This is a genomic window from Sphaerotilus sp. FB-3 (genome assembly GCF_023706025.1).
Taxonomy (GTDB): Bacteria; Pseudomonadota; Gammaproteobacteria; order Burkholderiales; family Burkholderiaceae_C; genus Sphaerotilus; species Sphaerotilus sulfidivorans.
Map to the genome: position 1 here is coordinate 317,201 of NZ_BQWE01000011.1, position 13,963 is coordinate 331,163.

General features: G+C 70.9%; 14 protein-coding genes. 5 read left to right on the forward strand and 9 right to left on the reverse strand.

Going from position 1 to position 13,963, the window contains the following annotated elements; genetic code table 11:
- The first annotated feature begins 198 nt into the window (after positions 1–198).
- On the forward strand, positions 199–1,014 hold the full coding sequence (locus tag NFT33_RS06510; RefSeq protein WP_251674027.1) for an SDR family oxidoreductase: 816 nt from the start codon (positions 199–201) through the stop codon (positions 1,012–1,014).
- A gap of 18 nt (positions 1,015–1,032) precedes the next feature.
- Here NFT33_RS06510 and NFT33_RS06515 read toward each other — a convergent pair whose 3' ends face one another.
- Together NFT33_RS06515 and NFT33_RS06520 are read right to left on the reverse strand one after the other, a co-directional pair.
- Positions 1,033–1,389, reverse strand: a complete 357-nt coding sequence (locus NFT33_RS06515; RefSeq protein ID WP_251674030.1) for an iron-sulfur cluster assembly protein — start codon at positions 1,387–1,389, stop codon at positions 1,033–1,035.
- A 45-nt stretch (positions 1,390–1,434) separates the two neighbouring features.
- The gene (locus NFT33_RS06520; protein WP_149504698.1) at positions 1,435–1,848 is read right to left on the reverse strand and encodes an iron-sulfur cluster assembly protein; all 414 of its coding nucleotides are present in this window, start codon (positions 1,846–1,848) and stop codon (positions 1,435–1,437) included.
- A gap of 246 nt (positions 1,849–2,094) precedes the next feature.
- Between NFT33_RS06520 and NFT33_RS06525 the strand changes: the two genes are divergently transcribed.
- Complete coding sequence (locus NFT33_RS06525; protein ID WP_251674032.1) at positions 2,095–6,252, forward strand: LAGLIDADG family homing endonuclease; 4,158 nt, start codon at positions 2,095–2,097, stop codon at positions 6,250–6,252.
- On the opposite strand, the gene NFT33_RS06530 is transcribed toward NFT33_RS06525, so the two are convergent.
- From NFT33_RS06530 to NFT33_RS06550, 5 genes are all read right to left on the reverse strand, one after another.
- Positions 6,253–7,257: a methyl-accepting chemotaxis protein gene (locus NFT33_RS06530; protein WP_309296125.1), complete on the reverse strand. Its 1,005-nt coding sequence runs from the start codon at positions 7,255–7,257 to the stop codon at positions 6,253–6,255.
- On the reverse strand, positions 7,257–7,619 hold the full coding sequence (locus NFT33_RS06535) for a response regulator (RefSeq protein WP_149504696.1): 363 nt from the start codon (positions 7,617–7,619) through the stop codon (positions 7,257–7,259). The genes NFT33_RS06530 and NFT33_RS06535 overlap by 1 nt, the downstream gene beginning before the upstream one ends.
- Before the next feature lie 186 nt (positions 7,620–7,805).
- Positions 7,806–8,105 (reverse strand): hypothetical protein, encoded by a 300-nt coding sequence (locus NFT33_RS06540; RefSeq protein WP_251674035.1) that lies wholly within the window; start codon positions 8,103–8,105, stop codon positions 7,806–7,808.
- 165 nt (positions 8,106–8,270) lie between these two features.
- The gene (trxC, locus tag NFT33_RS06545) at positions 8,271–8,729 is read right to left on the reverse strand and encodes a thioredoxin TrxC (protein WP_220784525.1); all 459 of its coding nucleotides are present in this window, start codon (positions 8,727–8,729) and stop codon (positions 8,271–8,273) included.
- Between the two features lie 64 nt (positions 8,730–8,793).
- A complete protein-coding gene (locus NFT33_RS06550) occupies positions 8,794–9,294 on the reverse strand; it encodes a flavin reductase family protein (protein WP_149504693.1) in 501 nt (166 codons plus the stop codon).
- A 78-nt stretch (positions 9,295–9,372) separates the two neighbouring features.
- Here NFT33_RS06550 and NFT33_RS06555 point away from each other — a divergent pair, with 78 nt between their 5' ends.
- Entirely contained in the window at positions 9,373–10,995 is a 1,623-nt protein-coding gene (locus NFT33_RS06555; protein ID WP_376744130.1) for an AmpG family muropeptide MFS transporter, read from the forward strand.
- Positions 10,996–11,065: 70 nt separating this feature from the next.
- Positions 11,066–12,004: a M48 family metallopeptidase gene (locus tag NFT33_RS06560; protein WP_251674037.1), complete on the forward strand. Its 939-nt coding sequence runs from the start codon at positions 11,066–11,068 to the stop codon at positions 12,002–12,004.
- Between the two features lie 4 nt (positions 12,005–12,008).
- Here NFT33_RS06560 and NFT33_RS06565 read toward each other — a convergent pair whose 3' ends face one another.
- Both NFT33_RS06565 and NFT33_RS06570 read right to left on the reverse strand, forming a co-directional pair.
- Complete coding sequence (locus NFT33_RS06565) at positions 12,009–12,698, reverse strand: Crp/Fnr family transcriptional regulator (RefSeq protein ID WP_251674040.1); 690 nt, start codon at positions 12,696–12,698, stop codon at positions 12,009–12,011.
- A 144-nt stretch (positions 12,699–12,842) separates the two neighbouring features.
- On the reverse strand, positions 12,843–13,481 hold the full coding sequence (locus tag NFT33_RS06570) for an MBL fold metallo-hydrolase (RefSeq protein ID WP_149504688.1): 639 nt from the start codon (positions 13,479–13,481) through the stop codon (positions 12,843–12,845).
- A gap of 105 nt (positions 13,482–13,586) precedes the next feature.
- On the opposite strand from NFT33_RS06570, the gene NFT33_RS19220 reads away from it, so the two are divergent.
- Positions 13,587–13,925 (forward strand): hypothetical protein, encoded by a 339-nt coding sequence (locus tag NFT33_RS19220; protein ID WP_309296126.1) that lies wholly within the window; start codon positions 13,587–13,589, stop codon positions 13,923–13,925.
- Positions 13,926–13,963: the final 38 nt, after the last annotated feature.

The following is a 13,963-nucleotide window of genomic DNA, read 5'->3' on the forward strand; positions in this document are numbered from 1 at the left end:
TTTCCACTTATCGGCTCCATTCCATTCGTGTATGCGGGGTTGCAGTCCCCGCTCTTCTGCACCATGGACTCGGTCTGGCGACAGGTCGAATATGCATCCAGGGAGGCCCCGCCACACGTGGCGGGGTTCTTATTTGGCGACCAGCGGATCGCGCATCATCGGGACTCCAGAAACCCGAACTGCCGAGAGTCCTCGCCCATGTCCGACGTCCTGTCTCCACCCCCCGCCTCCTGCGTCCCGTCCCGTGTCCCGCGCACCGTGCTGATCACCGGTGCGGGCAGCGGCATCGGCCGTGCCTGCACGCTGACCTTCCTGCGTGCGGGCTGGTCGGTGGTGCTGGCCGGACGGCGCCTGGAGCGCCTGCAGGCGGTCATCGACGAGGCCGGGGCGGCCCAGCCCGAGGCCGGTGTGCACGAGCGGACGCTGGCGGTGGCGACCGATGTCACCGACGAGGCCGCGGTCGCGGCGCTGTTCGCCGCCGCGCGCGAGCGCTTCGGCCGCGTCGACGTGCTGTTCAACAACGCCGGCATCTTCACGCAGGGCGTCTCGATCGAGGACGTGACGCTGGCCGACTGGCAGCGCTCGGTCGACACCAACCTGACCGGCATGTTCCTGTGCACCCGCGAGGCCTTCCGCACGATGAAGGCGCAGGTGCCGCAGGGCGGGCGCATCATCCACAACGGCTCGATCTCGGCGCAGGTGCCGCGCCCCGGCTCGGTCGCCTATGCCGCGACCAAGCACGCGATCACCGGCCTGACCCGGACGGCGGCGCTCGATGGCCGCGCCTGGAACATCGCCGTCGGGCAGATCGACATCGGCAACGCCGCCTCCGACATGACTGCGGCGATGACCGCCGGCATCCGCCAGGCCGACGGCTCGCTGAAGGTCGAGCCGGTGATGGACGTGCAGCATGCCGCCGACGCGGTGCTGCAGATGGCGGCGCTGCCGCTGTCGGCCAATGTGCTGCAGATGACGGTGATGGCCAGCGCGATGCCCTTCGTCGGCCGCGGCTGAAGCGAGACCGCCTGCGCCTCAGTGGTTCGAGCAGCCGCCCGAATGCTCGTGGCGCAGATAGAGATCGAGATCGAGCGGGGCCAGCTGCTGGCGCATCACGTCGAAGGCCAGTTCGGCCAGCACCTGCGCGCTGCCGCATCGCCCGCCGCCGAGCCTGAGGGTCAGCACCGCCTCGTCCGGTCCGACCTCGATCGCATGCACCCGGCCGCTGCTGACGATGTCCGGACCGTCTCCCCGCTCGCGCACGGTGCGCAGCGCCTCGAGCACCTGGGCGGCGATCGCCGCATCGCCGCCCAGCCGCGGTGGCTCGGGGGGCGGCGGCGCGAGATCTGCCGGCGCGGTGCGCATCCAGATGGGACGACGGGTGACTGCCATGGATTCATCATGCCAGTCGCATTCCGGTACCGGTCTTGATCCGACTCAATCTTCAGGGTTGTCAGGTCGGCGCAAGGGCAGACCCCGCTCGGTTTCCGGATGGAAGTCGGGCAGCCCGCCGAGGCGGTGCCGCAGCGCGGTGCTGGCGCGTCGCGGACTCCATTCGACCGCGTGATCCTGGGTCAGGTAGATGTCGGTGTCCGGCAGGGCCTGCTGGATGGCGCGGAAGGCCGCGTCGGCGGTCAGGTCGCTGCACGGGCAGCTGGCCCCGGGCGTGACCAGGCAGAGCTCGGCCTCGCCGTCGCGCAGCCGCAGCGACTCGACCAGGCCCAGCTCGAGAATGCTGGCGCCGACGCCGGGATCACGCACGCCGCGCAGCGCATCGAGGCTGCGCAGCAGCGCATCGGCCGGGCCGGCCAGCAGCAGCTCCGGCGGGGCGGAAGCTTGGGACGGGTTCATGGCAGCACCTTTCGTTCCAGCGAGTGACCAGCGCGTGATGCCGGGGTGGAAGCCCACTATCTCCAGCCCCGCGTGGCCGGCCCTTGCGTCGGGTCAACGTCGATCGATTTCTCATTTCAGGTTCGTCAAGTTGTTCACCACAAGCTGATGCGGCGCACATGGATTTGCCCTTGCGCGCACCGCCCGGCCGGCGCAGAGTCGGTGGCTCCGAGGAGAGAGCGGCCGGTGCGGCCAGGAGAACGCTGAATGACGACGGATGTGAGCCGGGACGAGCGGACCCGGGACGAGACCCCGCTGCCCGCGCAGCCGATCAGCGCCGAGGTGCTGGCCGAGAAGTACGCCAAGGGCGGCGAACGCAGCGCCGCCGAGGTGCGCCGGCGCGTCGCACGTGCGCTGGCGGCCGGCGAGGCGCCGGAATCTCGCGCCCACTGGGAGGCCCGCTTCGTGGAGGCGCAGGAGCGCGGCTTCGTGCCGGCCGGACGCATCGCCTCGGCGGCGGGCACGCCGCTGGGCGCGACGCTGATCAACTGCTTCGTGCAGCCGGTGGGCGACTCGATCGCCGAGCCGGAAGAGGGTTTTCCCGGCATCTACACCGCGCTGACCGAGGCGGCCGAGACCATGCGTCGCGGCGGCGGCGTCGGCTACGACTTCTCGCGCATCCGGCCGAAGGGCGCCTGGGTCGGCTCGACCGACAGCCACGCCTCCGGGCCGGTGAGCTACATGCGGGTGTTCGACCGCAGCTGCGAGACGGTCGAGTCGGCCGGCAGCCGGCGCGGTGCGCAGATGGGCGTGCTGCGCTGCGACCATCCCGACATCGAGGAGTTCATCCACGCCAAGGACCAGGGCGACCTGCGCAACTTCAACATCTCGGTCGGCGTCACGAACGAGTTCATGCGCGCGGTCGAGGCCGACGACGACATCGAGCTGGTCCACAAGGCCGAGCCGGGCCGCAAGATCAAGGCCGCCGGCGCCTGGCGCCGCGACGACGGCCAGTGGGTCTATCGCCGGATTCGCGCGCGCGAGCTGTGGGACCAGATCATGCGCTCGACCTACGACCATGCCGAGCCGGGCATCCTGTTCATCGATCGCATCAACGAGGACAACAATCTCGGCTATTGCGAGACGATCACGGCGACCAATCCGTGTGTCGTCGGCGAGACCCGGCTGGCCACCCAGTACGGACTGATCCCGATCCGCCAGCTGCATCAGAGCGGCGTCGACCTGCAGGTGACGGTCGACCGCCGGGTGTTCGACGAGCAGACGCGTGGCACCGAGGTGCGCCCTGCCGTTCCGGCCTTCATGACGGCACCGCAGGCGCAAGTGTTCCGGGTCGTCACCCGCGAGGGCTACGAGATCACCGCCACCGCCTGGCATGACTTCCACACCCCCCGCGGGCGCCTGAAGCTCTCCGAGTTGCAGGTGGGCGACGAGCTGCTGGTCCAGTCCGGCAAGGGCCAGTTCGGCCTGCAGGGCTCGGAGGAACTGGGTTGCCTGCTCGGCCTGATGGCCGGTGACGGGCATTTCACGAACCGTGGCCATGGCCAGGAGGCGGCGGTCATCACGCTCTGGAACGAGGAGCGGGCGCTGGCGGACACGGTGGCCGCCTTCGTCAACCGGGTGCTCGGCGCGATGCAGGAGGGGGGGCGGCTCCATCAGGTCGCGCCGGTCGCGGTGCCGCAGCGCCAGAGCGTGTCGATCCGCTCGACGCTGCTGGCGCGCTGGCTGCGCACGCTGGGCTTCACCCGCGAGACCAAGCTGCAGGTACCCGAGGTCGTCTGGCAGGGCAGCGAGGACTGCGTGCGCGGCTATCTGCGCGGTCTGTTCCAGACCGACGGCACGGTCAACACCCAGCCGGGCGCCGACACCTGCTCGGTGCGGCTGAGCTCGGTCCACCGGCCCCTGCTGCGCGAGGTCCAGCAGCTGCTGGCCAACTTCGGCGTGCTGTCGCGCATTCACGCCCGGCGCCCGGCGGGAGATCGCCTGCTGCCGGATGGTCGCGGAGGCCATCGCGCCTATGCCTGCCAAGCCTCGCACGAGCTGATCATCGATGGCGAGTCGCGCGATGTCTTCATGCGCGAGATCGGCTTCCTGCTGCCGCTGAAGAACGACAAGTACCAGGCCTGGGCTGCCGACAAGGTGCTGCGCAAGTCGCAGCGCTTCACCGCCCGCATCAGCGCGATCGAGCCGGCGGGCAGCGCCCCGGTCTACGACACCACGCAGGTCGACCGCAACACCGTCATCTTCAACGGGCTGGTGACCGGACAGTGCGCCGAGCAACCTCTTCCGTCCTACGGCTGCTGCTGCCTGGGCTCGGTGGACCTGACGCGCTTCGTGCGCGATCCGTTCGCCTCGACCGCCTCCTTCGACGAGACCGCATTCTCCGAGGTCTGCGCGGTGGCGGTGCGCATGCTCGACAACGTGCTCGACGAGACGGTCTGGCCGCTGCCGCAGCAGCAGGAGGAGGCCGCGAACAAGCGCCGCATCGGCCTGGGCTTCACCGGGCTGGGCGACGCGCTGATCATGCTGGGCCTGCGCTACGACACGCCGGCGGCGCGTGCGATGGCGCGGCGCATCTCCGAGGTGATGCGCGACGCGGCCTACGGCGCCTCGGTCGAGCTGGCGAAGGAGCGCGGCGCCTTCCCGCTGTTCAACGCCGACCTGTACCTGAGCCGCGGCAGCTTCGCGTCACGGCTTCCGGCCGACCTGAAGGAGCGCATCCGCGCCCACGGCCTGCGCAACTCGCATCTGCTGTCGATCGCGCCGACCGGCACGATCAGCCTGGCCTTCGCCGACAACGCCAGCAACGGCATCGAGCCGCCGTTCAGCTGGACCTACACCCGGCGCAAGCGCGAGGCCGACGGCAGCTTCCGCGAGTATGCGGTCGAGGACCACGCCTGGCGGCTCTACCGCCACCTGAAGGGCCACAACGCGCCACTGACCGAGGCCTTCGTCACCGCGCTCGAGATGAGCGCCGAGGCGCACGAGGCGATGGTCGCGGCGGTGGCGCCCTTCATCGACACCTCGATCAGCAAGACGGTCAACGTGCCGGCCGACTACCCGTACGAGGACTTCCAGGATCTGTACTTCATCGCCTGGAAGTCTGGGCTGAAGGGGCTGGCGACCTATCGCCCCAACAGCGTGCTGGGCGCGGTGCTGAGCGTCGATCCGCCGGCGGCTGCGCCGGCCCCGGCCGCCGCGCCTGCCGCCGCCGCACCGGCGCTGCCCGCCGCGCCTCAGCCTCAGCCGCTGACGGTGGCCGAGGCGGGCGACGACGGCACCAACCGCCGCCTGCGCCTGGACCGGCTGCCGCAGCCGGTGCTCGCCAGCCTGCGCTGGCCGGGCCGGCCGGAACTGGCCGCCGGCAATCCGGCCTGGAGCTACCTGATCCAGCATCCGCACGGCGACTTCGCGCTCTTCATCGGCGAGCTGCCGGCCGAGGCCGGGCCGGACGCGGGCCTGTTCGGCCAGACGCTGCCCTTCGAGGTCTGGTTCAACGGCGCCGAGCAGCCGCGCGGGCTGGCGGCGCTGGCCAAGACGCTGTCGATGGACATGCGTGCCAACGACCCGAGCTGGCTCAAGCTCAAGCTCGACGCGCTGGCGACGGTGGCCGAGGAGCGCGCCTTCGACATGCCCTTCCCGCCGACCGGCGAGCGTCGGCGCTTTCCCGGCGTGGTCGCCGCCACCGCCGCGGTGATCCGCTGGCGCTGCGAGCAGCTCGGCGCGCTGCAGGAGGGCGGCCCGACGCCGGTGCTCGACGCGATGTTCAGCCGCGAAGAGCCGCGCACCGGCGTCGACGGCACGCTGGCCTGGGCGGTCGACATCGACAATCCGGCCAGCGGCGAGGCCTTCACGCTGACGCTCAAGGAAGTCTCGCTGCCGACGCCCGAGGGCGGCCATGTCACGCGACCCTGCGCGATCGGCTTCGCCGGCAACTATCCGCGCGCCTTCGACGGGCTGGCGCGGCTGCTGTCGCTGGACATGCGCGTCATCGATCCGGGCTGGATCGGCATGAAGCTGCGCAAGATGCTGAGCATCGGCGAGCCGCTGGGCCACTTCATGGCGCCGGTGCCGGGCCTGCCGCCGGGTCAGCGGCGCCAGCAGGTCTGGCCGAGCACGGTGGCCTATGTGGCGCGGCTGATCATTCACCGCTACGCGATGCTGGGCATCCTGGACGAGGCGGGCCATCCGGTCAGCGAGATGGGCGTGCTGGCCCAGCCGGGCAGCGCAGGCGAGGGTGATGCGGCGGCCCCGTCGCCGGCAGCCGCGTCGGTGAGCAGCGGCATGCAGGCGGTCGACCGGGTGATGGCCGGCAAGCCGTGCCCGGAATGCGGCAACGCCGCGATGATCCACAAGGACGGCTGCGAGTTCTGCACCGCCTGCGGCTTCGTCGGCGCCTGCGGCTGATCAGAACAGCTCGATCGGCGGCTCGTCCGGCGCTCGGGCTGCACTGGCATCGCCGGTGGCCGCGGCGTGGGCCTTGCGCTGGCTGTGCATCACATAGCCTTCGCGCCAGGTGCCGATCGTGCGGCTCAGCGCCTGCTGGCGCTGCAGGTCGGGGCCCTGGCCTGCAGCCTCGCAGTGGCGCGCCAGATGCTCCAGCCCCTTCTGCACCTGCTCGAGCAGCTGCCGGTTGATGTCCTGGAACTGCATCCGCCCGAGCGCCTCGAGAATGTCGTCGCGCACCTCGCGGGTGGTCTGCTCCATCTCGCGCGACAGCTCGTCGACCTGCCGTGCCACCGCGCCGGGCGTGCGCGCGAGCAGGTCGATCTCCTCGCTGATCAGGCCGAGCTCGTCGGCGCCGTGATCGCGGGCCGGTCCGCCGAGCCGGACCCGGCTGCGCGTCTCGATCGCCAGCCGGATGCCGCTGCTGATCTCGCCGGCCGCCTCGGCCGTCATGCCCGAGAGATTGCGCACCTCGCCGGCGACGATCTTGAAGCCGCTGCCGGCCTCGCCGGCGCGGGCGGCCTCGATCGCGGCGTTCAGCGCCAGCAGGTTGGTGTGACGGGCGATCTCGGCGATGCGGTCGGCCCAGGGGCCGAGCGATTCGACCTGCTGCAGCAGCGAGCGGATCTCGCTCTGATGGCGTTCGTCGGCCGATCGACCCGCCTCGCGATGGCGGCCGATCGCCTCCAGCGCGAGCGTCTGCCGGCCGGCCTGCTCGAGCGCCTCGCTCGACAGGGTGCGCGAGGTCTGCAGCAGCCGGTCCATCTCGCGCTGCAGCGCGTCGCAGCGCTGCTGCACCCGCACCAGCCGGTCGGTCATGTCGAGCACCGCCTCGGCCGACGAGCGCTCGGCCGCCGCGAGCTGGCCGCGCAGGATGTCGAGGCCCTGGCGCAGCGTGTCGAGTTCGGCCAGGCTGCCCGCATCGGGCCGGCGCTGCGGCCGCAGGTGATCCCAGAGGCTGCGCATCAGCGTGTCAGGACCTGGTTGACCACCTTCAGCAGGTCGCTGCCGCCCACCGGCTTGACCAGCCAGCCGGTGGCGCCATGCCGCTTGGCCTCGTCGCGCTTGTCGCGCTGGCTCTCGGTGGTCAGCGCCAGGATCGGCGTGAAGCGCAGCAGCTTGCGGGCCTCGCGGATCAGCGACAGGCCGTCCATGTGCGGCATGTTGATGTCGGTGATGATCAGGTCCGGGCGCAGGCCGGAGGTCAGCCGGCGCAGCGCGGCGGCGCCGTCGGGCGCGGTCTCCACCCGGAAACCGCTGATCTCCAGCGATCCCTTCAGGCTCATCAGCATCGTGGCCGAGTCGTCCACCAGCAGCACGCTCTTCATCGCGAATCCTAGTTGTCGCCGAGGTTCGGGCTGGAGCGGGGCTGCTCCGGCCGCATCGGTCACAGATCGACGAAGGCGAGGCCGTCTTGACGCGCCGGCATGACAAAGAAATCTTGTCTATCTTCTGTCCATGTCAAATGAACAAGAAAGTCGCGGCCAGCCCGCGTACCGCGGGCACGTCGGGTGTCAGCGCAGGCGTCGTGCCGGCGCCGGGGCGCTGAACCAGATGCCCCTCGGCAGGCCACTGGAGGTGCGGTTGAAGACCTGGCCGCCGTGCTCGGTCTGCATGTGATCGAGCAGCTGGGCCGGCAGCACCCGGCGCTGGCAGACGCTGCAGCAGACCGGGCGCATGCGCGCCGAGCCGAGGCTGCCTTGCTGCACCGGCGCGCTGCGGGTGCTGCGCGGCGGATGATCGAGCTCGCGCAGCACCGCGTCGATGATGGTCGGATTGCGGAAGTCGGGGAGGTCGCCGAACTGGGTGTTCATGGCCGGGTTGCCGAGGGTTGTCGAGGTGAGGTCATCGTAGGCCCCGACCTGCCCAGCGTCCGCAACCGGGTCGGCTCAAATTGCCGAAATTGAAATAACTGTCAGCGTTCGGATGCGATCGGTACGCGGCAGGCTGGGAATCCCGCCGATTCCATCACGACCGGCTCAGGCCTGCCCGTTCAGCCCCTCGACCCAGCGCACGATCTGCGCGGCCGGCATCGCGCCGCTGAGGCGGCCGATCTCCCGTCCCGAGCGGAAGGCCACCAGCGTCGGGATGCTGCGGATCGCATGGCGGGCGCTGGCCTCGGGGCAGGCATCGCTGTCGACCTTGGCGAACAGTGCGCGGCCCTGCAGCTGGGCCGCCGCGGCCTGGAACTGCGGTGCCATCTGCCGGCACGGACCGCACCAGGCGGCCCAGAAGTCGACGATGACCGGCCGGTCGCTGTGCCGCAGCACCGCATCGAGGTTGAGGTCATCGAGCGCGACCGGCCGGCCGTCGAGCAGCGGCTGGTGGCAGCGGCCGCAGCCGGGCTGTTCGCCCAGGCGTGCTTCGGGAATGCGGTTGGTCGCCTGGCAGTGCGGGCAGCTGACCAGGACGGACGGGGACGAGGCGGCGGTGCTCATGGGCAGGGCTCCGGATACGGGTGGGTGCATCGATGCTCTTCAACTGAGGGCGCCGCCCCGTGCTTCAACCGCCGGACGAGGGCAGGGCGGTGTGGAAGCGTCCGCCGTGAAAGATCAGCGGCGCGGCCTCGCCGCGGTAGCGGCACTGCTCGACCTCGCCGACCAGGATCACATGGTCGCCTTCCTCGTGACGGCTGCGGTTGCGGCATTCCAGCACCGCCGCCGCGCCGTCGAGCAGCGGTGCGCCGCCGGCGCCGGCGCTCCAGGCCAGATCGGCAAAGCGGTCGATGCCGCGGGTGGCGAAGCGTTCGGCCAGCTCGCGCTGCTCGGCGGCGAGAATGTGGATGGCGTAGTGCGAGCAAGTGCGGAAGACCGGCATCGAGCCGGCCTGCAGCCCCAGGCTCCACAGCACCAGCGGCGGCGTCATCGACACCGAGTTGAAGGAATTGGCGGTCAGGCCGACCGGCGTGCCGTCTTCCGCGCGGGCGGTGACGATGGTGACGCCGGTGGCGAACAGGCCGAGCGCGGCTCGGAAATCCTGTCGGGTGAACGGTGCAGCTTGCATGGGAGGGCATTGTGAGCGATCGCCGTGCATCGTGCGTCCGCCCGGTGCCGGCCGGGTGACGCCTCCTAGAATCGGTGCATGACCGCGTCTGCCCCCACCCCGAACCCGCCTGTCCTGCCTGTCTTGGCGCCTGCCGGGCCGGGCTGGCGGCTGTGGCGGCTGGCGGCGGTGCTGATGCTGGGCTTTGCCTCCGGGCTGCCGCTGGCGCTGACCGGGCAGGCGATGCAGGCCTGGCTGAGTCTGGAGGGCATCGATGTCGCGACCATCGGCTTCCTGAGCCTGGTCGGTCTGCCCTACACCTTCAAGTTCCTGTGGGCGCCGCTGATGGATCGCTTCGATCCGCCGTGGCTGGGCCGGCGGCGCGGCTGGCTGGTGCTGACGCAGCTGCTGCTGGCCGGTGCGCTGCTGCTGATGGCCGGCACCTCGCCGAAGGAGTCGATGCGGCTGTATGCGCTGCTGGCGGTGGCGATCGCCTTCCTGTCGGCCTCGCAGGATGTGGTGATCGATGCCTACCGCACCGACCTGCTGCCCGCGCCCGAGCGGGGCCTGGGCGCCTCGCTGTCGGTGCTGGGCTACCGGCTGGCGATGATCCTGTCGGGCGGCATCGCGCTGATCTGGACCGATCCGGTCAATGCGGGCGGGCCGGCCGGCTGGACCTGGCCGGAGGTCTACCGGCTGATGGCGCTGCTGATGGTGGCCGCTGCCGGTGTCTCGGCGCTGCTGCTGCCGCGGCTGCCCCGGCTGGAGCGGCCCGAGAGCGTCGCGCGCAATGACCTGATCGGCTTCGCCGCGGTGCTGGCGGCGGCGGCGGTCGGCTACCTGCTGACCGACCGGGTGCTGGGGCCCTTGTCGAGCACGCTGCTCGGGCCGCTGCTGGAGCAGACCACGCTGGCCCCGACGCTGCGCCAGCGCTGGGCCGATCTGCTGGCGCTGCTGGCCGGCATCGCCATCACGCTGCCGCTGGGCGCCTGGGCGGCGCGGGTGGCGCGCTTCGAGACGCTGCTGGGCGGCATGGCCAGCTACTTCGCGCAGCCCGGCGCCTGGGCCTTCCTGGGCTTCATCGTGCTCTACAAGCTGGGCGACGCCTTCGCCGGCAGCCTGATGACGCCTTTCCTGCTGAAGGCGATGGCCTTCGGCTCGGCCGAGGTCGGCGTGGTCAACAAGGTGATCGGGCTGTGGCTGACGATCGGCGGCGCGCTGCTGGGCGGCGCGCTGATGCTGCGCCTCGGGCTGTGGCGTTCGCTGATGCTGTTCGGCGTGCTGCAGATGGCCAGCAATCTGGGCTTCTGGTGGCTGGCGGTGCATGGCCAGGGCGCGCTGCCCGGGCTGACGGTGCCGGCCTTCGACTGGGGCTTCCTGAAGCTGGCGCAGGCCACGCCGGTCGACGGCGGGCTGCTGATGGTGATCGCCTTCGAGAACATCTCCGGCGGCATGGGGACCGCGGCCTTCGTGGCCTTCCTGATGAGCCTGACCAGCCAGCGATTCACCGCCACACAATACGCGATGCTGTCGGCCTTCGCCTCGATCGGCCGGGTCTGGGTCGGCCCGCTGGCCGGGGTGCTGGCCGAGTCGATCGGCTGGCCGAGCTTCTTTCTCGTGTCGACGCTGGCGGCGCTGCCGGCGTTGTGGATGCTGATGCGGCTGCGTCCGACCGTGCAGGCGCTGGAGATCGCGCCGGGCGCGGCGGCGGCCGACGATTGAAGCGGGCCTGCCCCGGCCCCAAGTCCGAGTCCGAACCCGAGTTCGAGTCTGAAGAGGAGTCCTGACCGTCATGAGCACCCCGATCCCGGAGTTCGTCCACGACGCCACGATCACCACCCCGATCGACCTGCACCGCGGCGGCTGCCGCTGCCCGCTGCATCGCCGGCGCCTGTTCACCGGCCTGCTGGCGGGCGCGGCCGCCACCGCCGCCTGGCCGGCCCTGGCCCGCGAGGGCGTCGAGGTGGGCGGCAACTCCAAGTTCACCAAGCTGGTCTCGGCCGAGGAGATCGAGGGCGCGGCGGCGGCCCAGTACCAGCAGATGCGCACCGAGGCCTCCGGCAAGAAGGCGCTGGCACCGGCCAGTCATCCGCAGCAGCAGCGCCTGCAGGCGATCGCCGACCGGCTGATTCCGTTCACCTACGAGTGGAACCGGCGCGCGCGCGACTGGCAGTGGGAGGTCAGCCTGATCGGCTCGAAGGAGATCAACGCCTTCTGCATGCCCGGCGGCAAGATCGCCTTCTACTACGGCATCCTGCAGCAGCTGCAGCTCAGCGACAGCGAGGTGGCGATGATCATGGGCCACGAGATGGCGCATGCGCTGCGCGAGCATGCCCGCGAGCGCATGGGCAAGCAGATGGCGACCCAGGGCGTGATCGGCATCGGTGCGGCGCTGCTCGGTCTGGGCGATGTCGGGCGCACGGTCGCCAACATGGGCGGCCAGCTGCTGACGCTGAAGTTCGGTCGCGAGGACGAGTCCGAGGCCGATCTGGTCGGCATGGAGCTGGCGGCGCGCGCCGGCTATGACCCGCGCTCGGGCGTGACGCTGTGGCAGAAGATGATGGAGGCCAGCAAGGGCGCGCCGCCCGAGTTCCTGTCGACCCATCCGGCCGGCAACACCCGTATTCGCGACATCGAGGCCAGCCTGCCCAAGGTCGAGCCGCTCTACGTGCGTGCGCCCCGACCGGCGCGCCAGTTCGGGCCGCCATCGCTGCGCAACTCGGCCGGTTGAGCGCTCACCAGCGCAGCGGCAGCGGGCGGCGCAGCGTCAGGCGCTGGCCGGCCTGATCGATGTAGCCGCCGCGCTCCAGATCCTTCAGCAGCCGGCTGACCATCTCGCGCGAGCAGCCGATGCGGCTGGCGATCTCGGAGTGCGTCAGCCGGGCGTCGATCGGCCGGATGCCGTCCGCGGTCGGCTCGGCCAGTTCGTCGAGCAGCATCGACAGCCGGCCGTAGCTGTCGAGCAGCGCCATGTTGCGGGCGTCGCGGGTGGCGCTGCGTGCCCGCGCGATGACCCGCATCAGCAGCTCCAGGGCCAGCTCGGGATGCAGCCGCATGTGCTCGAGCAGCAGGCTGCGGGTGAACACGCCGGCGGAGGTGGCCTCGGTGGTGATCACGCTGGTGGCCCGCGGGCCGCCGTCCAGGCTCATCTCGCCGACCATCTCGCCGGGGCCGTGCAGGCCGAAGGTGATCTGGCGTTCGTGGCTGCCGCTGCCCGGGCTCTGCCCGCTCGAGTAGACCCGCACCCGGCCCGACAGCAGCAGATAGATCGTGTCGCCGACGTCGCCTTCCTGGATCAGCAGCACGCCCTTGCGGTAGCGGCGCAGCACGGACTGCCGCGCCAGCGCCTTCAGCGCGGGCGACAGGGCCAGACTGTCGAGCAGGCTGTCCGGCGGCGCGGCAGAGCGGGGCGGAGAGATCGACATTGCCGCCGACGATAGGCCAGCGGGTACCGCGGCGCAAGGCGGCTGTCCCGGTGCGCGGCGGGTTTCATCCCAACGGACGAAGGCGATGCACCGCCTCAGTGCGTCCGGGTGTGGCTCGGTACCGACACGCGCGCGATGGCGCCGTCAGGTGCCGCGCACATAGGGATTGCCCAGGCGCTCCTCGCCGAAGCTGCTCTCCGGGCCGTGGCCGGGAATGAAGACGGTGTCGTCGCCCATCGGCCACAGGCGCTGGGTGATCGAGTCGATCAGCGTCTGGTGGTGGCCGCCGGGAAAGTCGGTGCGGCCGATGCTGCCGGCGAACAGCACGTCGCCGACGAAGGCGCGCTTCATCTCCGGGCTGTGGAAGACGACATGGCCGGGCGTGTGGCCCGGGCAGTGGCGCACGTCCAGCGTGTGCGTGCCCAGCGTCACGGTGTCGCCGTCCTCCAGCCAGCGCGTCGGCGTGAAGGGCTCGGCCACGGGGAAGCCGAACATCCTGCTCTGCTGAGGCAGGCCGTCGATCCAGAACTGGTCGCCGCGGTGCGGGCCGATGATCGGCAGGCCGCGGGTGCGCGAAAGCTCGCCGGTGCCGCCGGCGTGGTCGATGTGGGCGTGGGTGAGCCAGATCTGCTCGAGCTTCAGGCCGAGCCGCTCGACGGTGGCGAGCAGTTCGGGCAGGTCGCCGCCGGGGTCGATGACGGCGGCCTGCTTCGTCTGGTCGTCCCAGACGATGGAGCAGTTCTGGGCGAAGGCGGTGACGGGGAGGGTGTGGTAGCGCAGCATGGCTGGAATCTTGCCAGCCTCGGGAACCGAATCCGGTCCGTGATGTCTTCAAGCCGCAGCCTGCGTTGTTTTCCGACCTTCTGTCTGTTCTCTCCGGAGCCGTTCATGCCGCCGATCCTGCCCGCCTCCCGCCGCTTCCTGCTGCTGCAGGGCGCCGGCGTGGTGATCGTCTCGTCCCTGCCGATCGGGTGGGGTGCCGCCCGGGCGCAGGCCGCTGCCCTGCGCCCGACGCCGTCTCAGACCGACGAGGCCGGCCATTACCACCACCCCGGCGATGGTGACCGGGCCGACGCCGCCTTCCAGGGCTTCGGCCAGGTCACGCTGGCCGGGACGGCCGCTTCCGTTTCCGCACGCTCAAGCCCGCGGCCCTACACCGGCCGCACGCCGCACGCCGCACGCCGCACATCCATGTCAAGGTCAAGCTCGGCGGGCGCGAGCTGCTGACAACGCAGTTCTCCGTGCAGGGCGATCCGGGCAATGCC

What these genes read in the sequence shown, in the direction of transcription:
- NFT33_RS06510 (WP_251674027.1), top strand. Translation starts at nt 199, where the DNA reads ATGTCCGACGTCCTGTCTCCACCCCCCGCCTCCTGCGTCCCGTCCCGT.
- NFT33_RS06515 (WP_251674030.1), bottom strand. Translation starts at nt 1,389, where the DNA reads ATGGCAGTCACCCGTCGTCCCATCTGGATGCGCACCGCGCCGGCAGAT.
- NFT33_RS06520 (WP_149504698.1), bottom strand. Translation starts at nt 1,848, where the DNA reads ATGAACCCGTCCCAAGCTTCCGCCCCGCCGGAGCTGCTGCTGGCCGGC.
- NFT33_RS06525 (WP_251674032.1), top strand. Translation starts at nt 2,095, where the DNA reads ATGACGACGGATGTGAGCCGGGACGAGCGGACCCGGGACGAGACCCCG.
- NFT33_RS06530 (WP_309296125.1), bottom strand. Translation starts at nt 7,257, where the DNA reads ATGCGCAGCCTCTGGGATCACCTGCGGCCGCAGCGCCGGCCCGATGCG.
- NFT33_RS06535 (WP_149504696.1), bottom strand. Translation starts at nt 7,619, where the DNA reads ATGAAGAGCGTGCTGCTGGTGGACGACTCGGCCACGATGCTGATGAGC.
- NFT33_RS06540 (WP_251674035.1), bottom strand. Translation starts at nt 8,105, where the DNA reads ATGAACACCCAGTTCGGCGACCTCCCCGACTTCCGCAATCCGACCATC.
- trxC (WP_220784525.1), bottom strand. Translation starts at nt 8,729, where the DNA reads ATGAGCACCGCCGCCTCGTCCCCGTCCGTCCTGGTCAGCTGCCCGCAC.
- NFT33_RS06550 (WP_149504693.1), bottom strand. Translation starts at nt 9,294, where the DNA reads ATGCAAGCTGCACCGTTCACCCGACAGGATTTCCGAGCCGCGCTCGGC.
- NFT33_RS06555 (WP_376744130.1), top strand. Translation starts at nt 9,373, where the DNA reads ATGACCGCGTCTGCCCCCACCCCGAACCCGCCTGTCCTGCCTGTCTTG.
- NFT33_RS06560 (WP_251674037.1), top strand. Translation starts at nt 11,066, where the DNA reads ATGAGCACCCCGATCCCGGAGTTCGTCCACGACGCCACGATCACCACC.
- NFT33_RS06565 (WP_251674040.1), bottom strand. Translation starts at nt 12,698, where the DNA reads ATGTCGATCTCTCCGCCCCGCTCTGCCGCGCCGCCGGACAGCCTGCTC.
- NFT33_RS06570 (WP_149504688.1), bottom strand. Translation starts at nt 13,481, where the DNA reads ATGCTGCGCTACCACACCCTCCCCGTCACCGCCTTCGCCCAGAACTGC.
- NFT33_RS19220 (WP_309296126.1), top strand. Translation starts at nt 13,587, where the DNA reads ATGCCGCCGATCCTGCCCGCCTCCCGCCGCTTCCTGCTGCTGCAGGGC.